This window comes from Bradyrhizobium sp. BRP56, assembly GCF_020194035.1.
Classification (GTDB): domain Bacteria; phylum Pseudomonadota; class Alphaproteobacteria; order Rhizobiales; family Xanthobacteraceae; genus Bradyrhizobium; species Bradyrhizobium australafricanum.
In genome coordinates this window covers 26,814-47,408 of the sequence record NZ_JADYVV010000074.1, presented here as the reverse complement: position 1 = coordinate 47,408, position 20,595 = coordinate 26,814, and the positions used below count along the sequence as shown (strand labels likewise).

General features: G+C 63.4%; 21 protein-coding genes. 14 read left to right on the top strand and 7 right to left on the bottom strand.

Features of this window, described 5'->3' with window-relative positions; translation table 11 throughout:
* Nucleotides 1-73 precede the first annotated feature (73 nt).
* From I6F38_RS36015 to I6F38_RS36005, 3 genes are all read left to right on the top strand, one after another.
* A complete protein-coding gene (locus I6F38_RS36015) occupies nt 74-1,018 on the top strand; it encodes an alpha-E domain-containing protein (protein ID WP_016846373.1) in 945 nt (314 codons plus the stop codon).
* Between the two features lie 181 nt (nt 1,019-1,199).
* Nucleotides 1,200-2,042 (top strand): transglutaminase family protein, encoded by an 843-nt coding sequence (locus I6F38_RS36010; protein ID WP_225163778.1) that lies wholly within the window; start codon nt 1,200-1,202, stop codon nt 2,040-2,042.
* A gap of 187 nt (nt 2,043-2,229) precedes the next feature.
* Complete coding sequence (locus I6F38_RS36005; protein WP_225163777.1) at nt 2,230-2,655, top strand: carboxymuconolactone decarboxylase family protein; 426 nt, start codon at nt 2,230-2,232, stop codon at nt 2,653-2,655.
* A 30-nt stretch (nt 2,656-2,685) separates the two neighbouring features.
* Here I6F38_RS36005 and I6F38_RS36000 read toward each other — a convergent pair whose 3' ends face one another.
* From I6F38_RS36000 to pdhA, 3 genes are read right to left on the bottom strand one after another with little or no spacing between them, the layout of a single operon-like run.
* Nucleotides 2,686-3,783 (bottom strand): dihydrolipoamide acetyltransferase family protein, encoded by a 1,098-nt coding sequence (locus I6F38_RS36000; RefSeq protein ID WP_225163776.1) that lies wholly within the window; start codon nt 3,781-3,783, stop codon nt 2,686-2,688.
* A gap of 20 nt (nt 3,784-3,803) precedes the next feature.
* The gene (locus tag I6F38_RS35995; RefSeq protein WP_225163775.1) at nt 3,804-4,784 is read right to left on the bottom strand and encodes an alpha-ketoacid dehydrogenase subunit beta; all 981 of its coding nucleotides are present in this window, start codon (nt 4,782-4,784) and stop codon (nt 3,804-3,806) included.
* Nucleotides 4,777-5,874 (bottom strand): pyruvate dehydrogenase (acetyl-transferring) E1 component subunit alpha, encoded by a 1,098-nt coding sequence (gene pdhA, locus I6F38_RS35990; protein WP_225163774.1) that lies wholly within the window; start codon nt 5,872-5,874, stop codon nt 4,777-4,779. Before pdhA ends, I6F38_RS35995 begins: the two co-directional genes overlap by 8 nt.
* 163 nt (nt 5,875-6,037) lie before the next feature.
* Between pdhA and I6F38_RS35985 the strand changes: the two genes are divergently transcribed.
* Nucleotides 6,038-6,256, top strand: a complete 219-nt coding sequence (locus I6F38_RS35985; protein WP_057019099.1) for a hypothetical protein — start codon at nt 6,038-6,040, stop codon at nt 6,254-6,256.
* 339 nt (nt 6,257-6,595) lie between these two features.
* On the top strand, nt 6,596-6,889 hold the full coding sequence (locus tag I6F38_RS35980) for a GYD domain-containing protein (protein ID WP_026192964.1): 294 nt from the start codon (nt 6,596-6,598) through the stop codon (nt 6,887-6,889).
* Between the two features lie 189 nt (nt 6,890-7,078).
* Here the strand turns inward: I6F38_RS35980 and I6F38_RS35975 are convergent, their stop codons facing one another.
* Complete coding sequence (locus I6F38_RS35975) at nt 7,079-8,689, bottom strand: ABC transporter substrate-binding protein (RefSeq protein ID WP_225163773.1); 1,611 nt, start codon at nt 8,687-8,689, stop codon at nt 7,079-7,081.
* A gap of 293 nt (nt 8,690-8,982) precedes the next feature.
* Between I6F38_RS35975 and I6F38_RS35970 the strand changes: the two genes are divergently transcribed.
* Nucleotides 8,983-9,744: a peptidase gene (locus I6F38_RS35970; RefSeq protein WP_016846384.1), complete on the top strand. Its 762-nt coding sequence runs from the start codon at nt 8,983-8,985 to the stop codon at nt 9,742-9,744.
* A gap of 12 nt (nt 9,745-9,756) precedes the next feature.
* Nucleotides 9,757-10,518 (top strand): SDR family oxidoreductase, encoded by a 762-nt coding sequence (locus I6F38_RS35965; protein WP_050385914.1) that lies wholly within the window; start codon nt 9,757-9,759, stop codon nt 10,516-10,518.
* 369 nt (nt 10,519-10,887) lie between these two features.
* Here the strand turns inward: I6F38_RS35965 and I6F38_RS35960 are convergent, their stop codons facing one another.
* The gene (locus I6F38_RS35960) at nt 10,888-12,111 is read right to left on the bottom strand and encodes an MFS transporter (RefSeq protein ID WP_225163772.1); all 1,224 of its coding nucleotides are present in this window, start codon (nt 12,109-12,111) and stop codon (nt 10,888-10,890) included.
* Nucleotides 12,112-12,227: 116 nt separating this feature from the next.
* Here I6F38_RS35960 and I6F38_RS35955 point away from each other — a divergent pair, with 116 nt between their 5' ends.
* The 3 genes from I6F38_RS35955 to I6F38_RS35935 all read left to right on the top strand — a co-directional run bounded on the left by I6F38_RS35955 (nt 12,228) and on the right by I6F38_RS35935 (nt 15,432).
* Entirely contained in the window at nt 12,228-13,484 is a 1,257-nt protein-coding gene (locus I6F38_RS35955) for a nucleoside transporter C-terminal domain-containing protein (protein ID WP_225163771.1), read from the top strand.
* Between the two features lie 1,342 nt (nt 13,485-14,826).
* On the top strand, nt 14,827-15,054 hold the full coding sequence (locus tag I6F38_RS35940) for a hypothetical protein (protein WP_225163770.1): 228 nt from the start codon (nt 14,827-14,829) through the stop codon (nt 15,052-15,054).
* A 201-nt stretch (nt 15,055-15,255) separates the two neighbouring features.
* Nucleotides 15,256-15,432, top strand: a complete 177-nt coding sequence (locus tag I6F38_RS35935) for a hypothetical protein (RefSeq protein WP_225163769.1) — start codon at nt 15,256-15,258, stop codon at nt 15,430-15,432.
* A 676-nt stretch (nt 15,433-16,108) separates the two neighbouring features.
* On the opposite strand, the gene I6F38_RS35930 is transcribed toward I6F38_RS35935, so the two are convergent.
* Together I6F38_RS35930 and I6F38_RS35925 are read right to left on the bottom strand one after the other, a co-directional pair.
* Complete coding sequence (locus I6F38_RS35930; protein WP_225163768.1) at nt 16,109-16,675, bottom strand: cupin domain-containing protein; 567 nt, start codon at nt 16,673-16,675, stop codon at nt 16,109-16,111.
* A gap of 100 nt (nt 16,676-16,775) precedes the next feature.
* Complete coding sequence (locus tag I6F38_RS35925) at nt 16,776-17,066, bottom strand: usg protein (protein WP_026192965.1); 291 nt, start codon at nt 17,064-17,066, stop codon at nt 16,776-16,778.
* Nucleotides 17,067-17,463: 397 nt separating this feature from the next.
* Between I6F38_RS35925 and I6F38_RS35920 the strand changes: the two genes are divergently transcribed.
* The 4 genes from I6F38_RS35920 (at nt 17,464) to I6F38_RS35905 (ending at nt 20,582) form a co-directional block, all read left to right on the top strand.
* Nucleotides 17,464-17,778 carry a co-chaperone GroES gene (locus I6F38_RS35920; RefSeq protein WP_038383333.1) on the top strand — a complete coding sequence of 105 codons (315 nt, stop codon included), beginning with the start codon at nt 17,464-17,466 and terminating at the stop codon, nt 17,776-17,778.
* Nucleotides 17,779-17,821: 43 nt separating this feature from the next.
* Nucleotides 17,822-19,462: a chaperonin GroEL gene (groL, locus tag I6F38_RS35915; protein WP_157343304.1), complete on the top strand. Its 1,641-nt coding sequence runs from the start codon at nt 17,822-17,824 to the stop codon at nt 19,460-19,462.
* Between the two features lie 666 nt (nt 19,463-20,128).
* Nucleotides 20,129-20,344 carry a hypothetical protein gene (locus I6F38_RS35910; protein WP_225163767.1) on the top strand — a complete coding sequence of 72 codons (216 nt, stop codon included), beginning with the start codon at nt 20,129-20,131 and terminating at the stop codon, nt 20,342-20,344.
* A 40-nt stretch (nt 20,345-20,384) separates the two neighbouring features.
* A complete protein-coding gene (locus I6F38_RS35905; RefSeq protein ID WP_225163766.1) occupies nt 20,385-20,582 on the top strand; it encodes a hypothetical protein in 198 nt (65 codons plus the stop codon).
* Nucleotides 20,583-20,595 lie beyond the last annotated feature (13 nt).

Below are 20,595 nucleotides of genomic sequence, written 5' to 3'. Positions count from 1 at the left end.
CACCCGCCGCTGCGCGTCGACCTCCCCCTTTCAGGGGGAGGTGAAACACGTTTCGCCTTGTAGGGACTATCGCATGCTGTCGCGCACCGCCGAAAACCTGTTCTGGCTGGCCCGTTATGTCGAACGCGCCGAATATCTGGCGCGCACCATCGATGCGACGTTGCGCGTCACCGCGCTGCCCGCGGCCTATGTCGGCAAGACCAATGAGTGGGATTCCGCACTGCTCACCGCCGGCGTCGGCGCAAGCTTCTACGATCACTATGAGGAAGCCGACGAGCGGAACGTCATCGAGTATCTCTCCTTCTCGTCGGAAAATCCGTCCTCGATCAAGAACTGCATCGAGGCGGCGCGGCTCAATTCACGCTCGGTACGGACAGCGCTGACGTCGGAGATGTGGGACACCATCAATTCGGCGTGGATCGAACTGCAGGCGGTCTGGAACAAGGGTCCCGCCAACCGCGAGGAGCTCGCCAAATTCCTGCGCTTCGTGCAGGAGACCTCGCTGCGCTTCGACGGCTCGGCCTACCGCACCATGCTGCGCAACGACGCCTACTGGTTCTCGCGGCTCGGGGTGCATCTCGAGCGCGCCGACAACACGGCGCGGATTCTCGACGTGAAGTATCACATGCTGTTACCCGAGGAGGAGCATGTCGGCGGCCCGCTGGATTACTACCAGTGGACCTCGATTCTGCGCTCGGTGTCGGCAACGACCGCCTATCACTGGGTCTACCGGGAAACCCTGAAGCCCTGGCTGATCGCCGACCTGTTGATCCTCAACGATACGCTGCCGCGCTCGCTTGCGAGCTGCTACAGCAACCTCGTGCGCAACCTCGACCAGATCGGCGTCGCCTATGGCCGCCAGGGCGCCTCGCAACGCCATGCCCGCGGCATCAGGAACCGGCTCGAGCACAGCAACATGGACGATATCTTCCAGCACGGCGTGCACGAATTCATCCAGGAGTTCATCGCGGACAACTCACGGCTGGGTGAGATCATCACCAAGCAGTACCTGATCTGACCGGTTTTGAGGCAAAATCCCGTGATGGCCGGGCAAAAGCGCGAAGCGCGCCTTCGCATGGGTGTCCCGGCCATCGACATCTTGCTTTCGCGGCCGATTAGGAAGAAAGACGTGGGTGCCCGGGAAGGGTCCGGGCATGACAGTCCTGCCCTGAAAAAACCGATTGAACACCGGTTGAGCCATGCGCCTGCGGATAGCCCATACCACCACCTATCGCTACGAGCCGGCGGCCTCGGGCGTGATCCAGATTCTGCGGATGACGCCCGGCAGCCATGACGGCCAGTACGTCGCGGATTGGCAGATCGACGTCTCGACCGATTCCCGGCTCGACACCCATGAGGACGCCTTCGGCAACGTTACGCACGTGCTGACGCACGGCTCGATCGCCGACCTCACGATCCATTGCGAGGGCCTGATCGAGACCCAGGATACCGGCGGCGTGCTGCGCGGCAGCGACGAGCGGTTTCCGCCGAGCCTGTTCCTTCGTCCCACACCGCTGACCGACCTCAACCTGGCAATGACGGCCGTCGTGCGCGAGCTGCGCGCGGAAGCCGGCGCCGACGTGCTCGGTTTCCTGCACGCGCTGATGGTGCAGATCTACGAGCACATGACCTTCGACGAGGACCCGACCAACAGCGCCACCTCGGCCGCCGAGGCGTTCGCGCTGAAGCGCGGCGTCTGCCAGGACTACGCGCACATCCTGATCGCCTGCGCGCGCGCCGGCGGCGTTCCGGCTCGGTTCGTCTCCGGCCACTTCTTGCGCTCCGATGGGATGGTCAACCAGCAGGCCGGCCATGCCTGGGCCGAGGCCTTCGTGCCCGATCTCGGCTGGATCGGCTTCGACGCCGCCAACGGCATCTGCACCACCGACGCCCATGCCCGCGTCGCGATCGGCCTTGACTATCTCGGCGCCGCCCCGGTCCGCGGCACCCGCTATGGCGGCGGCAACGAGACGCTGACGGTCGCGGTCAAGGTCGACCAGGCCGGCCGTCCCGGACAGTGGCAGAGCCAGACGCAGTCGTAGGGCTGATCCCTCTCCGCGTCCGTCATTGCGAGCCAACGGGTCGCGCGAACGCGCGCCCGAGGACAGGCTCTGCGAAGCAATCCTTCTGACCGCTTGCGGGGCCATGGATTGCTTCGTCGCCTCGTTCCTCGCAATGACGGCAGGGGTGCTATGATCGCTGCTGCAAACCGAAGCAGCGAGACAAGCCATGGCCACCGTAAAACTGCTTTCCGACGACGAGCTCTCGGCGGAGGCACGCGCCGTCTTCGACGACATCCGCAAGACGCGGAACTCGGACTTCGTCAACAATTTCTGGCGCGCGCTGGCGCATGATCCGAAGACCCTGCGGCGGACCTGGGAGAGCATCAAGGAGGTGATGGCACCCGGCGCGCTTGACCCGAAGGTCAAGGAGATGCTCTACGTCGCCGTCTCGGTGGCCCACGGCTGCAGCTACTGCATTCACTCGCACACCGCGAGCGCCCGCGCCAAGGGCATGACTGACGCCGAATATCAGGAAATGCTGGCAATCGTCGGCATGGCCGCCGAGACCAACCGGCTGGTCACGGCGCTCGGCGTACCGGTCGACGAGGCCTTCCTCGTCGATGCACCTGCGGAACGAAGCCGGGAGCCGTGACGCTCCTGCCTGTCTCGCGAATGAGTGATGTCACGAAATGCGCTCGACGTCGGATTTGAGGACAACCAGGAAACGGGCAGCTTCGCCGCCCGTCACCACCCGATGATCGAAGGTCAGCGATAGCGGCAGCGTGCGTCGGACCGCAACCTGCCCCCGAAGCGCGACCACGCGCTCCGAAATCCGCCCGGCACCGACGATCGCCGTCTGCGGCGGCACAATGATGAGATTAGCAAACCGGCCTCCGATCATGCCGAAGTTCGACAACGTGATCGTCGCACCGCGCAGTTCCTCCGGGGGTATCGCGCGCGCGATCGCGTCGGCTCGCAGACGGTCGAGTCCGGCCCGCAGGTCCGATACGCTCCGCTCCGCGACATTGCGCAGCACGGGAACGATCAGGCCGCCGCCGGTGTCGACGGCGATGCCGAGATCGATGCGCTCGATCAGGCGCCGTTCTCCCGTACCGGAATGATACCAGGCATTGAGCGCGGGCTCTGCCTTGCAGGCAGCGGCGATCGCCCGCGCCAGGCGGATTGTCACGTCCTCGTCCTGCCGCCAATCGTCGATGTCGGCTTCATCGGTGACCGTCGCGGGGACGATTTCCGCATACGCTGCCGTCATGCGTTGGGCCATCGCGCGGCGCAAGCCTCGCAGCGGCTCGGCAGGTCCGCTGTGAGACATCCGCTTCGCCGCCCTCTCGACATCGGCCCGCGTGATGGTGCCGCCGGGCCCGGTCGCCTCGACGAGATCGAGCGCGACGTCAAGCTTGCGCGCAAGGGCGCGCACTGCCGGAAACACTTGGGCTCCCTGCCCGCTGGGCGGCGAAGCAGTTACTGGCGCCGGCCGTTGCTCGCCGGTGTCGAGTTCGCCCACAATCGTGCCGGTGTCCTGCCCGGCGTCCTCGGCAAACTCGACGAGCGGCGCGCCGACCTTCACGATATCGCCCTTGGCACCGAACAGGCGCGCGATGCGTCCGCTCGACGGCGCCGGTATCTCGACCACCGCCTTGTCGGTCTCGACCGAAACGAGCGGCTGATCGGTCACGACGTGATCGCCCTCGTTGACGTACCAGGTGACGATCTCGGCTTCTTCAAGACCTTCACCAAGGTCCGGCAACGTGAACTGGCGCATGGCACAAGGTCCGTTGGTGTTCAGTTGTACTGGTGCGCCTTTCGGACTGCGGTCACGATGCGTCCGACCGACGGCATGTAGCGTTGCTCAAGGCGGGCCATCGGGATGATCGTGTCGTAGCCGGTGACGCGGGTCACGGGTGCGAGCAGCGAGGATAGTCCGCGCTCGGCGATCATGGCTGCGATCTCCGCGCCAAATCCGCCGGTGTGCGCGGCCTCGTGCACGATGACGCAGCGCCCGGTCTTTGCGACCGACCTGAGCACGGTGTTTTCATCGTAGGGCTTGAGCGTGGCGAGGTCGATAACCTCGGCAGCGATGCTCTCGTCGGCGAGCGCGTCCGCTGCGGCCATCGTTTCCTTCAGCATCGCACCCCAGCTGATCAGCGTGACGTCGCGACCTTCCCTCTCGACAAAGGCGCGATCCATCGGCAACGCTTCGCCGTTGTCCTCGACCTCGCCTTTCACGGCGCGGTACAACCGCGTCGGCTCCAGGAACACCACCGGATCGGGATCGCGGATCGCGGCGAGGAGAAGTCCATAGGCGCGCTCCGGCGACGAAGGTATCACGACACGCAAGCCCGGAATGTGGGTCAGCATCGCCTCAGTGCTCTCGGAATGATGCTCGGGTGCGCGAATGCCGGCACCATGCGGCGTGCGCAGAACCATCGGACAAGTGAGCCGTCCCTGGGTACGGTTGCGCATCCGTGATGCGTGGTTCACCAGCTGATCGAGACAGGGATAGATAAATCCCATGAACTGGATTTCGCCGACCGGCTTCAGTCCCTGCGCGGCCATGCCGACGCAGAGCCCGCTGATCAGGAGTTCGGCAAGCGGCGTATCAAGAACGCGCTCCGGACCGAAGCGCTCCTGTAAGCCGACGGTCGCGCGGAAGACGCCGCCATTGACGCCGACATCCTCGCCGAGCACGACCACATCGGGATCATCCGCCATGGCGCGGCCGAGCGCCAGATTGATGGCTTCGACCAACGTGACTTCAGGCATCGTCCTCTCCCGCGAGTTCGCGGCGCTGCGCGGCATACGCCTCGGGCAGATCGGCATAGAGGTTGTCGAACATGGTTTCTGCTCGGCGTGGCGGCGTCTTCAGATAGCGCTCCACCGCCGCCTCGATGCGCTCATGGCACTCGGCGGCAAGCCGCTCCTCGTCCGCCTTGGTCCACATCTTCTGACCCACAAGATAGGACCTGAGGCGCGCGATCGGCTCTTCCTTCCAATGCGCCTGGACTTCTTCGGCCGAACGATAGCGCAATGCATCATCTGACGTCGTGTGATCGCCGAGCCGATAGGTGACCGCTTCGATGAAGTGAGGGCCCTTGCCGTCGCGGGCAGCGGCAATGGCCTCCTCGGCCGCGGCACGCATCGCCACCACGTCACTCCCGTCCACCTGCTCGCCGCTGAACCCGGCGCCGATGGCCTTCTGCGCCAGCGTCTCGGAACCCGTCTGCAGGCGCACCGGCACCGATATGGCCCATTGATTGTTGGTGGCGACGAACACGAGCGGCAATTTGTGAACGCCGGCGAAATTCATGGCCTCGTAGACATCGCCTTTCGAGGTGGCGCCGTCGCCGAACATGCAGACGGCCACGCGCGGCTCCTTGCGCAACTTCAGGGCGTAGGCAACGCCGGCGGCATGCGGCGCCTGTGATCCGACGGGAACGCAGAACGGGAAATCGTGCACCGGACCGGAGAATTGATTGCCGCGTTCATCGCCGCCCCAGAACAGCAGGATCTCCTCCAGCGCGACGCCACGCCAGAGCAACGCGCCGTTGTCGCGATAGGAGGGCAACAGAACGTCATCCTCCCGCATCGCACTCGCAATCCCGACCGACACCGCCTCCTGGCCGAGCGAAATGGCATAGGTTCCCAACCGACCGGTGCGCTGCAATGCAACAGCCTTTCGGTCGAACAGACGCAAGAGCACCATCGACCGGTAAAGTTCGACCAGCAGCTTGGCATCGGTGGCGAAGGCAGGAAGCGGCCGCTCTATCGAGCCGTCGGGCGCGAGGTAATTGCGGCGGCGCACCTCAAAGCGCGCAATGACGGGGAGCTCTTCGTTCGCTCTTTTGCTGGCCACGCGCTCACTCCAGGAGCGGTTCTGCCTCCCACGTTCAGTAATTTGGTGTTCGACCCGCGACGATGCAATACCGTGGCAACATCGCTCTTGGCGCAGCGGCCGGGTCGTGAGGATCGATCGACAGGATCAGTGGAACAGCGCCGCGAATGCGGTATAAGAGAGCATGGCAAATGGTCAGGTTGTCCTCGTAACAACTGCGCCGTTGGACGGCGGCCCGCCTGTTCGCTCGGTCTTCTTCGTGGCGGAAGGAGACGCGGCAAAGGCCACGGCAATTATTGCGGACATGATGGCCCCGAATGAAACGGTCGAAGCGTGGGGGCCGCTTCCCGAAGCAGCTGTCAAGGCGCTCGGGTTGAAACCCGGTGACTACACCCACAGCTGACTTGCATCGGATAGCTGTCCGGCGCGAAGGTCCGCGGCCGCATCCTTGCGCAGAGGGTGTGATCTTGACGCGGCGCCCTCGCTTACGCGGTTCCGATCACAACGCGGGGAGCCCTCTTTCTCGAGCAAGGGACATGGCGTAATCTGCAGCGAGCTGCCCTTGGACGGGACGGGCCGACGTCGCCGTTTGAAGGAACGGGCAGCGGTCAGGCCGTCGGCAGGCATCGCAGTCTGAAAGCAGCGCCTGCCTTATGTGGCGCTCCCTCAACTTCAACATGAAGCAGGTTGGCCTGCCGCGCGCGCGGCAGACAAGGGCAATGCTAAACCCTTGGAGGACGACATGGCGACATTCATATTGAGGATCGACTGGACCGACCAGGGAATTCGTAATGTCAAGGAAGCTCCCAAGCGCAGCCGAGCGGCGAAAGAACTCGCCAAGACGCTAGGTGTCGAAATCAAGGAGGTCTATCTCACCTCCGGCGAGCATGACATCCTTCTCCTCGCCGAAGCACCGCTCGGCGACAACATCACAAAACTCGCGCTTGCCCTCAGCTCTCTGGGAAACATACGGACCTGCACCTCACGGGCTTGGCCCGAGGCGGAGTGGACCAAGCTGATATCCGAGCTCCCGTAGCTACGTCGGATATCCCGATGGATCTCTACGCGGCCTGACTGACGGGCGCCGTCGCAAACTTGCCCCGGCGATCGGCGCGGGAGTTGCGCGCGTGCGCAGGACCAGCCACCGCTTTGGTCGTGTGAATAAATGAGGATACGAAGCGCACGAGGGCGACGGCGGACGTCGTCGCCGGCGGGGCACCACGCGTTACTTATCCAGCCAAACATCCTCGAAGCGCAGATTGTTGTACTGGCTGTTGTCGTGCGGGTGGAAATTCTTCACGTAAGGCTGCCAGCAATTGCCGGCTGATGAGTGCAGGATGACCGGCCGCGCGGCGTCGTCGACCAGCAGGTGCTCGATGTCGAACACGATCTTGCGGCGCTTGTCCTTGTCGACCTCGCGCGACTGCGCCGCCAGCAGCTTGTCGACTTCGGCGTTGCAATACTGGGTGTAGTTGCGCTCGGAGTTGCAGGAATAGTTCTCGACCAGATTGCCGTCGGGATCGTCGACGCTGACGCCGGTGACATTGAGGCCGATGGTGTAGTCCTTGCGCTGCAGCCGCGAGTACCAGCGCGGCGTATCCAGAATGTCGAGCTCGGCTGTGATGTAGATCTTCTTGAGCTGGTCGGCGAGGATCACCGCCGGGTCGCGATAGGTCGGCAGATTGCGGGTCTGGATCTTGATCGACAGCGGCTTGGCGTCGCTGTAGCCGAGCTTCTGCATGATCGCCTGCGCCTCGGCGAGGTTCTTCCCGGTGTCGGGGCCGTAACCCATCAGCGTCGACAGGATCTCCGGCGGCATGCCCCACTCGCCTTCGGGCTTCGCCTGCATCGCGCCGCCAAGCCGGCCGGTGCCTTCGAACAGGATGCTGTTGAAGGCCTTGCGATCCAGCGCCAGCGACATCGCCTTGCGGATATCCGGATTGTCGAACGGCGGATTGACGCGGTTGACCAGGAGATTGATCTGCAGATTGGTCGACGTCATCTCGCAGATCGCGTTCGGCGCCCGCGCCTTGACGTCCTTGATCAGGGGAATGCTGACGTCGGACGGAAAGGTGATGTCATAGTCGCCGGTCGCGAATGCCAGCATCCGCGTGGCGCGGCTGTCGATCGAGCGCACCGTGATCTCGTCGAGATATGGCCGGTCCTTCTTGAAGTAATCGGGGTTACGGACCAGTCGGATAGAATCGCCGCGCTGGAACTCGACGAACTTGAACGGCCCGGTGCCTACCGGTTTGGTGCGCATCACCTGCTGCGGCACGTGGCAGGGATAGACCACCGAGAAGGCGCTCGCGAGCAGCGCCAAGAGACCGGGCTGCGGCTCGGTCAACTCGAACGTCGCCTCATCGTCGCCATTGATGCTGACGTCCTTGAGCTTCGAGTACCAGACCTTGCGCGGGTTGCGCTTGAAGTCCGGTGTTTTGACGTCTTGGGTCTCGCTCTTGCCGATCAGCATCCGCCAGGTGCACTGCACGTCCCTGGCGGTGAACGGCTGGCCGTCATGCCACTTCACGCCGTGACGCAGCCTGAAGGTAAGCTTGGTGTTGGTCTGGTCCCACGACCAGCTCTCGGCGAGATCGGGGATCACGGTGTCGATGCTTTCGTGCACCTTGGCCGGATCGAACACCACGAGGTTGTTGAAGACGGCCGCGAACGGCATCACCGAGGCGATGGTGGATTCCTCGAGCAGCGAGGTCGAGGGCGGATTGTCGTTGTGATAGAGCCGCAGCGTGCCGCCCTGCTTCTGCGCCGATGCAGGGCTCGCGGCCATCGCCGCGATACCCAATGCCACAATGCACGCGGCCAGTTTGAACGACATTCTCGCCTCCCGAAATTTCTTGTTGTCGTCGGTTGCAGGCAGTCGAGCACAACACCCCTCCCCTCGCAACGACGCGAGGCCAAGATCATTGCCGGCTGCGCGCCACGCAGAGCGAGACCGGGATGCGCCCCGCAACCCGGACGGCTGGAACAGGCGCCCGGCCATCGCTCGGTCGTCCCGCCCCTCTTTGACGGGCCATCGCACGTCCCGTGACGGGGAATTGGGGTTGGATGCATCCGCGAAATTGGCTACTAGTTTCCCGCCGAGAAACTCGGACCGTCTGAGGGCTTTAAATGACCTATTGCTGCGGAATTCTGGTGCGCGACGGGCTCGTCATGATCGCCGATACCCGCACCAATGCCGGCCTCGACAACGTCTCGACCTTCCGCAAGCTGCACATCTTCGAAAAGCCCGGCGAGCGCATCATGGCGATCGCCAGCGCCGGGAATCTCGCGATCAGCCAGTCGGTGCTGTCGACCCTGACCGAGGGCATGGAAAATCCGGACACCGGCGAGCTCGAGACGCTGATGAACGCCCCGACCATGTTCCAGGCGGCGCAACGGATCGGCCGCGCCATCCGCTCGGTGCACGCCACCGAGGGCGATGCGCTGCGCGCCGAGGACATCTCCTTCGACGTCTCGTTCCTGTTCGGCGGCCAGATCAAGGGCTCGCGGATGCGCCTGTTCATGGTCTACACCGCCGGCAACTTCATCGAATGCACCACCGACACGCCATACCTGCAGATCGGCGAGCACAAATACGGCAAGCCGGTGCTCGACCGCGCCATGCATTACGACGTCGAGCTCTATGAGGCGCTGAAGACCGGGCTGATCTCGATGGATTCGACGATGCGCTCCAACCTCGGCGTCGGCCTGCCGATCGACGTGCTGGTGGTGCGCACCGACGCCTGCGAGGCCGATCTCAACCACCGCATCGAGGCCGGCGAGCCCTATTTCCACGACCTGCGCTCGCGCTGGTCGGCGGCGCTGCGCGCGGCGCACCAGAACATTCCACGCCCACCCTACAAGAACGAAACCGAAGCAAAAACCAAGTAAGAGGAAACTCGGATGACTGAGGCAACCAGCAAGATCGCACTCGTGACCGGCGCCGGCACCGGCGTTGGACGCGCCGCGTCGCTCGCTTTGATGGACAAGGGCTACACCGTGGTGCTCGCCGGGCGCCGCATGGAGATGCTGGAAGAGACCGCCAAGCTCGGTCCCGCGGGCAAGAGCCTGTGCGTGTCGGCCGACATGGCCAACCCCGCCGCGATCGCCGCGCTGTTCGACAAGGTGAAGGCGACCTATGGCCGGCTCGACGTGCTGTTCAACAATGCCGGCATGGGCGCGCCGCCGGTGAACTTCGAGGATCTGCCGCTCGAGCAGTGGCAGGCGGTCGTCAACACCAACCTCACCGCGCCGTTCCTGTGCACCCAGCATGCCTTCCGCATCATGAAGGACCAGACGCCGCGCGGCGGCCGCATCATCAACAACGGCTCGATCTCGGCGCATGCGCCGCGGCCGTTCTCGGCCGCCTACACCTCGACCAAGCACGCCATCACCGGCCTCACCAAGTCGTCCAACCTCGACGGCCGGATGTATGACATCGCGGTCGGTCAGGTCGATATCGGCAATGCCGCGACCCCGATGACCGACCGCATGGTCAACGGCCCCGGCGTGCTGCAGCCGGACGGCACCACCAAGCACGAGCCGCGCATGGACGCCAAGGCGGTCGGCGATGCGGTCGCCTACATGGCGGGCCTGCCGCTCGACGCCAACGTGCTGTTCATGACGGTCATGGCGACCAAGATGCCGTTCGTCGGCCGGGGCTGATCGTCCCCTTCATCCTGCTTTGCGGTAGGACTATCACAACGGCCGGCCGGGCTTGTCCCGGCCGGCCGTTGCCGGGGCACGCTGCCAAAATATCGAAAACAACCCCATGCAAAGGAGCCGGCAGCTAGCGGCGTTCGACACGGCAACTTGACACGTCGGGCAAATCAGCGATACTTTTCCATTATTCCGAAATCATGAAAAGCTTGCCGCGGGGCTGATCTTCCCCTTCTCCCCGCGCGCGGGGAGAAGGTCGGGATGAGGGGGAGTCTCCACAAGGACGGTGAGAGACAAACGCGGAGAGTCCCCCTCACCCGGATTGCTGCGCAATCCGACCTCTCCCCGCAAGCGGGGCGAGGTAAGGGAAGCGCCCTACTCCAGCTTCTCGACGTCCCGCAGTGTCGGGAACAGCTTCATCCAGAGCAGCGCGACCGCAACCGTGGCGACGCCGCCGAGCACGGCCGACGGCACGGTGCCGAGCAGCGCCGCGGTGACGCCGCTCTCGAACTGGCCGAGCTGGTTCGACGCGTTGATGAACAGGAAGTTCACCGCGCCGACACGGCCGCGCATCTCGTCGGGGGTGGCAAGCTGCACCAGCGAGAAGCGGATCACGACGCTGATCGTGTCGGCGGCGCCCAGCACCGCGAGCGCCAGCGCCGATAGCCACATCCAGTGCGACAGCGCGAACACCACGGTCGCGACGCCGAACACGATCACCGCCTGGAACATCCGCATGCCGACGCGGCGGTTGATGGTGTGCCGCGCCAGCACCATCGTCATCAAGAGCGCGCCGACGGCGGGCGCGGCGCGCAGGATGCCGAGGCCGAGCGGGCCGGCTTGCAGGATATCGCGCGCATAGATCGGCAGCAGCGCGGTGACGCCGCCGAACAGCACCGCGAACAGATCGAGCGAGATGGTGCCGAGGATCGCCGGATTGCTGCGAACGAAGGTGACGCCGGCAAACAGATCGTCCGACGACCCGCCGTTCCTCACCGGCGCCTGCTGCAGCCGGCCGATGCCGCTGGTGAGCAGCGCACCGAACAGCCAGAACACCATCATGATGCCGTAGGGCGCGCTCGGCATCAGGGCATAGGCGAAGCCGCCGAGCGCGGGTCCGGTGATGGTCGCGACCTGCGCCGCGCCGCTCGAGATCGCGGTCGCCCGCTGCAGCGAGCCCTGCGGTGCGATCAGCGGCAACAGCGCGGCGGTCGCCGGACTCTCGAACGCGCCGGCGATCCCGAGCACGAAGGTCGCGACGAAGATCTGGATCTCGGAGATGGTGCCGGCAAAGGTGCTTCCGGCGAGAAACAATGCGGTCAGCGCCTCCGCGATCTGGCAGGCCTGCACCACGCGCTTGCGCTCGAAGCGGTCGGCGGCGTGGCCGGCGACGAACACCAGGAGCGCGGTCGGCAGAAACTGCACCAGTCCGACCATGCCGAGGTCGAACGCGCTGCCGGTCAGATCATAGATCTGCCAGCCGATCGCCACCGCGCCGATCTGGCTGGAGAAGCGCGACAGGCTGCGCGACGACAAGAAGAACAGGAACGGTCTGTGGCCGAGCAGATCGCGGGCGCCGGCCGGCGTGGCGGAGGACATGGATGATTGCGTGACCGAGCGCCTGCAACTTGTCAATGGCGACGAGCTGAACGCGCAACAGCATTGCGCTGCGCGAGGCCTCTGCCCATAATCGCGCGAGTTTTTTTGGGGGCGTGATGCTTCAGTTGCAATCGGCGTTCGGCGTGGTGGCGTTGCTCTTGATCGCCTGGGCGCTGAGCGAGAATCGCCTGAAGGTGTCGCTGCGCCAGGCGGCGATCGGACTTGCCGTCACGATCGTCACTGCGCTTGTGCTGATCAAGGTGCCGCTGGTGACGCAGGCCTTCGGCGCGATCAATGACGCCGTCGGCACCATCGCGGCCGCGACGCGCGCCGGCACCGCCTTCGTGTTCGGCTATGTCGGCGGCGGCCCGGCGCCGTTCGATCCCAAGGCGCCCGGCTCGGATTTCATCCTCGCCTTCCAGGCGCTGCCGATCGTGCTGGTCATGAGCGTGCTGACAACGCTGTTGTTCTATTGGCGCGTGCTGCCGCCTGTCGTGCGCGGCATGGCCTGGCTGCTCGAGCGCACGCTCGGCGTCGGCGGCGCGGTCGGGCTCTCGACCGCGGCCAATATCTTCCTCGGCATGGTCGAGGCGCCGCTCTTCATCCGCCCCTATCTGGCGCAGCTCACCCGCAGCGAATTGTTTCTGGTGATGACCGGCGGCATGGCCGGGATCGCCGGCACGGTGCTGGTGCTGTACGCCACGCTGCTGGCGCCGCTGATCCCGGATGCGGCCGCGCATTTCGTCATCGCCTCGGTGCTCGGCGCGCCGGCCGCAATTTTAGTGAGCCTGATCATGGTGCCGGAAACCTCGGGCAAGCGGACGGGCGGATCGCTCGACAATCCCGATATCCAGGTGTCGTCGACGATGGACGCCATCGTGAAGGGCACGGCTGCCGGGCTCGAGCTCTTGATGAACATCATCGCGATGCTGCTGGTGCTGGTCGCGCTGGTGTATCTGGCGAACGCGATCATCGGCCTGCTGCCGGAGATCGGCGGCGCGAAAATCTCGCTGCAGCGCCTGCTCGGCTACGTGATGGCGCCGGTGTGCTGGCTGATGGGCCTGCCCTGGCCGCAGGCGATCACCGCGGGAAGCCTGATGGGCACCAAGACCGTGCTGAACGAGCTGATCGCCTATGTCGACCTGTCGAAACTCGGCCCCGACGCGCTCGATCCGCGCTCGCGGCTGATCATGCTCTACGCGATGTGCGGCTTTGCCAACTTCGCCAGCCTCGGCATCATGATCGGCGGCCTCGGCATCATGGCGCCCGAGCGGCGCGACGAGATCAACGCGCTCGGACTGAAGTCGATCGTCTCAGGCACGCTGACGACCTGCCTGATGGGCGCGGTCGTGGGGATGCTGACGCAGCCGTAGTCGCAGTAGCCCGGATGGAGCCAACGGGTCGCGCGAACGCGCGCCCGATGACAGGCTCCGCGCAATCCGGGGCGGTGCTGACGCGGTGAAGCTTCCTGTCAAGCGGATCATTGTTGGGCCGGCCGACGGCGCGGACGCACGTAGCCGCGCATTGAGCCGTCGCTTGCAATAACGCGATGACAGGGGATCGATGGGTCGTAATTCGTGCGCATTATGGCACCAACCGCGCGTGCAGCCTTCGGATTGCCGGCTTTAGCAGCGACAGCTTTGTACGTCATGGCCTTCCCCTTTGGGATCTTGCGCACGATGTCGCGGACCTTATCTGAAAAGGTTTTCATAGGCCGAGTGTAGCAGATTTCTCAGAGGGTTTTCGCCTTTTTACTTGCGGTTGGAATGAGCGCGTCGCGTTGGCACGGAAGATTCGACCAGACGTGCCGGTGTTAGTTTCGAAGTGCGCGCGGCCCCCCAGCGTCGTTTGCCGCGCAGTGCCGGCGTGGACGCAAACGGAGCATTGCGGACATCGATCGGCGGCTCCGCCCGATGCGATTCGACGTGAATGACTAAGGGACTCATCCTACTTCTTGTCAGCGAGCCGCTTTCTGATTCTGATTACAGCCGGCCTGGCGCTCGCCGAAGCCTCAGTTCGCTCAAGTTTCTGAGCGATCTCGCGCTGCGTCCTGTCCTGCTTTGGCAGAGCGACTGTCCTATTCGGACAGCACCGGACGGCGGGGTGCTGGCCTGGTGGCCTAAGTCTGATTTTCGGAGTGGCCTGTTTTGGATTAATCGAACAGAAACCACGGCTTGGCCGATGTTCTCGGTAGGACTACTGAGACAGGCCCATTAGATGTTCTGGCCCTATCGGTTCCTGTTGACGGCCAAATGTTCCCTTATTCGGCCGCGAGTTCCGAATTCACTAGGAACCATCAAATTCCGGGCGTATTAACAACTATCACCGCACCACCCGTGGCTTTTATCGGTGATGAGATCGCCCAGTTGACGCTCCCGCCCAACACCAGCAGGGAGCAACGCCATGAAGAGGCGACGGCGTTTCACCCAGACGCAATCATTGGAAGAACGGCTCGCAGAAGAGGCCAAAGCTTGCGCGAGGAAGCCAAGACGCTTCCCCCATGCGCAGAGAAAGAAGCCCTGCTGAGGAAGGCGCGGCATGATGAGGTCACCGCCCATTTGACCGAGTGGCTGATGTCACCTGGGTTGAGGCCCGCCAGATAGCAACTATCCCCTGATGTGCTTCGTTGTAGAAGATCACCAGCACGAGACCTTTCGGGCGCTGGTGGCTGAGAGTTTCTATGCGCTCCCGCCTTCACGGAAGGGAGCGCTCAACATGGCCCTCTATTTCTTCGACATCCAAAGCGGCCGTGAGTTCTTTGCAGACGAAGAAGGGCTGAATTTGCCCGATCAAAAGTCCGCCGAGATCGAAGCGATGCAAACGCTCATTGAAATGATCAAAGACTCAATCTTTGTAAACGAACGGCCCGATATGGCGATTGAGGTTCGCTCCACAACCGAGCGACTGTTCTGCGTCTCCGTGATAAATGGCACAAAGCATTGAGGCCGCCTCAGTTGGCGGTCTCTTTCATTTATCGATGCGATGCCATGTCGCCTCTTGGCCCGAATCCGACGAACTCGGACACTTATCTCAGGGCATCTGACAGGGATAAACCGGACCTCGTCCGCGCCGGCCGCCAATTCCGTGTCTGCCCCTCCGAAAAAGGGGTAAAATGCCTCAGGGTCACATCTGAGGAGCAACAACATGACCCTACAAATCCCCGAGGTAGTTCCCACCAGGATCGACCGGCGTGTCTTCGCGATCATGGGCAACACGATGCCACCCCGAGATCCTAATGACGACGAAGAGGACGAAGAGCAAGACGACGAAGAGAACCGACCCGACGAACCGCCGGTCGTGCGCGAGCCGGACGAAGACTGAACAGGATGCTTATGATTGACGTAGCCTGAGCTTCGGAGAGCGTGATCCCCAGCCTACGTGCGGCGCGCTGGCGCGTCCGGCGGCTTTCAAGGTCGTTCTAATTCCGAGAGCCGCGGGCAGACGTTGAACGGACCACGTTCCCGGCGGAGCAACCTGTTGGCGTTCACTGGTGCAGGAGGAGAGCATGACCCTCATATGGCTTGGTGTGCTCCTTGTTTTCGGCGGCGTGCTCCAGATGGCGTATCAGCCAATCTGGCGAGGCCGATTCAGCGGTGGAAGGTGGCTTCGCTCCGGGCGTGACACGCTGGAACCTGAAAGACCGGGTAGCGGCTTCGGCATCAAATCGAATTGGCCTGGACTTGTGATGGTCGCGCTTGGCGGCGCTTTCTTGCTGGCCGGAGCTGCCGTCTGAGTTGGACGAATGTCTCAGGCGATGCCCGTTATCTAGCCCGGCCATGCGCTAGAGCCATGTCTCTTCTTGGCCCATCGCGACATCTTGCGTTGCCGCACGAACTTGGTCGCTATCGGGGCAAAGCGGACGTAGAGTCACGCCGACGGGTACACGGCCTAGAAAATCGTCATGCCCGGGCTCGACCCGGGCATCCATCGACCAGGAGAATCTTGCGAAGCAGGATAGATGGCCGGGTCAAGCCCGGCCATGACGGCCGCGAAAAGCCTACGCCTTCAACTCCACCGTCTTGAACTCGGCCGGCAGGATCACCTCCAGCAGTTCGACGTCGTCGGAGTAGTCCAGGATCATGTGCCGGATGCGCGGCGGCTGGGTCCAGGCGCTGCCTTGCTGCATCAGCGTCTCGCCCTCGCCTTCCATGTAGGTCTTCACCCAGCCCTTGAGCACATAGACCATCTGGAAGTCGACGTCGTGGAAGTGCAGCTTCGACACCTCATCGGGATTGCACGGTCCCTGCAGCCGGATGACGTGTGCCTGCGCGAGGCCATGCGAGGCGGCGGCGATGCCGAGGTCGCGGTACTTGGCGTAGGCGCGCAGCCCGTCGGCCTTGAAGTCCTCTTCGCGATGATGGCTGATCGCGACGCGCTGCTTCGGCCGTGCCTTGGCTGCAGCTTTCGGCGCGCTCTTCTTGGCCGCCGAGACGCGGCCTTTCGACTTGATGGTCTTGCGCGCGGACGATTTCGCGGACGTCTTCTTGGCGCCGGCGCCGAGCCCCGACCATTTCTTCTTCACCGCGGTCTTGGCTGCCGATCTTGATGCCGTCTTCTTGGCCATTGTTTCGCCTCCCGTCTTTTTGTGACGGAGAGAGGCTAACACAAGTCGCGCGCCGCGAGGCGAGCAAAGGCGCACAGCGCGCTTTTGCCCGCTCGCCCGCTCAATGCAGCCGGAACACGCCGTCGACGGCACGCAACTCGGCCGGCTTGACCAGCTTGGAATGCGCCACCGTCACCGAAAACAGCGGGCCTTCGAGCTTCGCCTGCCAGAACGCGAGGAAATCCTGCAGTGCAGGAAATTTCGGAAACAAGTCGTAGTTCTGCCAGACATAGGTCTGCAGCAACGAGGGGTGATCCGGCATCCGATAGAGGATTTGCGCCGTCGTCAGCCCGTACCCCAGCAACTGCTTCCGGAAATCGTCGGAAACAACCCCACCAACTCGCGAGACCATGCCAACCTCCTGTGACGGAGCGCATTCACGTGGTGGCCGATCTCCCCCGCCGGACCACCGGCAATGGATGCGCTCACATGAGAGAAATGTGACGCACGCGACTAACCCATCTCAAGCCTAAATGTTTAATAGGTTGTTGAAATTTCTTGCGTTGGCAGCAGCTTACCGCATCTGCTAATAGCCCGGCGACCCCTCTTGGGCGGCATTAAGGATGCCGAAATGATCTCGGTATCCTTTTGGCAGGCCGCCGCACTCACGAGTGCCAATTTTTCTGCTAGAGGCACTTGCCCGCCGCCAAGGCTTGGCCTATCTCCTGCCCAACCAGTCTGGCACTCGCTGGACTGGACTGCTAACTCTCCAAAAATCTACAGCATCTACAAATGTTTAGGAGGACTGCATGAAATTCCGTCCGCTTCACGACCGCGTCGTGGTCAAGCGTATCGACGCCGAAGAGAAGACTGCTGGCGGCATCATCATTCCGGACAGTGCCAAGGAAAAGCCCTCGCAGGGCGAAGTCACCGCCGTCGGCCCGGGCGGCCGCGACGAAGCTGGCAAGCTGATCCCGATCGACCTCAAGGTCGGCGACCGCGTCCTGTTCGGCAAGTGGTCGGGCACCGAGGTCAAGATCGACGGCGAAGACCTGCTGATCATGAAGGAAAGCGACATCATGGGCGTCCTCGACGTCCCCGCTTCCAAGAAGAAGGCCGCCTAAGCGCCTCTTTCCCTCCCAGTAAATCATTCCAAGGAAAACCCAGATGGCAGCTAAAGAAGTCAAATTCTCCGTCGAGGCGCGCGACAAGATGCTGCGCGGCGTCGACATCCTCGCCAACGCGGTGAAGGTCACCCTCGGTCCGAAGGGCCGCAACGTGGTGCTCGAGAAGTCGTTCGGCGCTCCCCGTATCACCAAGGACGGCGTCACCGTCGCCAAGGAGATCGAGCTCGAGGACAAGTTCGAGAACATGGGCGCCCAGATGGTGCGCGAAGTCGCCTCCAAGTCCGCTGACGCGGCCGGCGACGGCACCACCACCGCGACCGTGCTCGCGGCTGCGATCGTGAAGGAAGGCGCCAAGTCGGTTGCCGCCGGCATGAACCCGATGGATCTGAAGCGCGGTATCGACCTCGCTGTCGAAGCCGTCGTTGCGGACCTCCAGAAGAACTCGAAGAAGGTCACCTCGAACGAGGAGATCGCCCAGGTCGGCACCATTTCGGCCAACGGCGATGCCGAAATCGGCAAGTTCCTCTCCGACGCCATGAAGAAGGTCGGCAACGAGGGCGTGATCACGGTCGAGGAAGCCAAGTCGCTCGAGACCGAGCTCGACGTCGTCGAGGGCATGCAGTTCGACCGCGGCTACATCTCGCCCTACTTCGTCACCAATGCCGACAAGATGCGCGTTGAGATGGACGACGCCTACATCCTGATCAACGAGAAGAAGCTCTCCTCGCTGAACGAGCTGCTGCCGCTGCTCGAGGCCGTGGTGCAGACCGGCAAGCCGCTGGTCATCGTCGCCGAAGACGTCGAAGGCGAAGCGCTTGCCACCCTCGTCGTCAACCGCCTGCGTGGCGGCCTGAAGGTCGCGGCCGTCAAGGCTCCGGGCTTCGGCGATCGCCGCAAGGCCATGCTGCAGGACATCGCGATCCTGACCGGCGGCCAGGCCATCTCGGAAGACCTCGGCATCAAGCTCGAGAACGTCACGCTGCAGATGCTCGGTCGTGCCAAGAAGGTGATGATCGACAAGGAGAACACCACGATCGTCAACGGCGCCGGCAAGAAGGCCGACATCGACGCCCGCGTTGCCCAGATCAAGGCGCAGATCGAGGAGACCACCTCGGACTACGACCGTGAGAAGCTGCAGGAGCGTCTCGCCAAGCTCGCAGGCGGCGTCGCGGTGATCCGCGTCGGCGGCGCGACCGAGGTCGAGGTGAAGGAGCGCAAGGATCGCGTTGATGACGCGATGCACGCGACCCGCGCGGCTGTCGAGGAAGGCATCGTCCCGGGCGGCGGCGTCGCCCTGCTCCGTGCCTCCGAGCAGCTCAAGGGCCTGCGCACCAAGAACGACGACCAGAAGACCGGCGTCGAGATCGTGCGCAAGGCGCTGTCGGCTCCGGCTCGCCAGATCGCGATCAACGCCGGTGAAGACGGTTCGGTCATCGTCGGCAAGATCCTGGAGAACAAGACCTACAACTACGGCTTCGACTCCCAGACCGGCGACTATGCCGACCTCGTCAAGAAGGGCATCATCGACCCGACCAAGGTCGTGCGCACCGCGATCCAGAACGCTGCCTCGGTTGCCGCGCTCCTGATCACCACGGAAGCGATGGTTGCCGAGCTGCCGAAGAAGAACGCCGGCGGCCCCGCGATGCCTCCGGGCGGCGGCATGGGCGGCATGGACTTCTAAGCGACGAAGTCGTCCCGGACGCGGTGCAGCGCGAAGCGGTGCACCGCCGAGCCGGGATCTCGCTCAACGACAACGAAATGCAAAACCCCGGCAGCGATGCCGGGGTTTTTGTTTGCGGCAGGCTCGCCGGGCGACTTACCAGGAGCCTTACGCTGCTCACAGCATGCACGTTATTCACAACACTCTCCGTAAATATACGTTGGTCTGAGTTGACAATTTCAAAAAAAATTTCGTGCGAGAGTCGCAAACCGAACCGACAGCGTCATCTTCGTCCCGCACAGTAGGCTTGGGACAAGATCGAAGTTCACTCTCAACAATCTGAATTGAGCACGGAGCGTCAGCTCCCGTGACGCGGGCAAGCGTTGCGGAGAATGCGTTTACTTGCAAGGGAGGCAGTGCAGTGAGCGACAAGGTTCTCAGCCGAGCCGCCTGAAGAAGCGGCGTTGAAGTCACATCGAGGATTCGTTCAAGGAGGGACCTGGCCGGTTGGAAGAAGCCCAATGACGAGAGCATGCAGCCCCCACTGCCCGATGCTCCGTCAACCGCCGCAGGTGCGCGATGCCCCCCCAACTACCCCGCGCACCGACCTGGGGCCAATCCAACCGGCCGGACTATTCTGCAAGGCAAAAGGCAAAAAGCAAAAGGCAATATGGGAGGGAGGCGCTCATGGGCATGGTGATGGTCAGATGTCCGCAAACCGAGCACGCGATTTCCACCGGAATCAAAACCGATCGCGAGAGCTTTCGACGCAGTACCGTGTTCTTCTCGCGCACGGCCTGTCCATTTTGCCGCGCGGATCACGCCTGGTTTGCGCGGGACGCCTGGGTCGATGAGCCGAGCATCCGCGTGCGGCGACGCCGCGGCGGCGGTTCACCGGCCTGAAAGTGGCCACCACTTTTGACGACCGCGATGGAGGGACACCATGGCGCAGGTGCAGATCACGACGGAAACGTCTGCCTGGCTGCTGCAGGCCAAGGACTTTCTCGATGAAGCACGACGGCTGAAGCCCGGTCCGAAGCGCAATGAGTTGCGCGAGACCGCAAAGGTGCTGCGCGAGATTGCGAAGCTCGAAAGGGTATCCTCCTCCACGCGGGAGCTGGATCGGCGGCCAGGAAGCTGATCGCAGCAGGGAA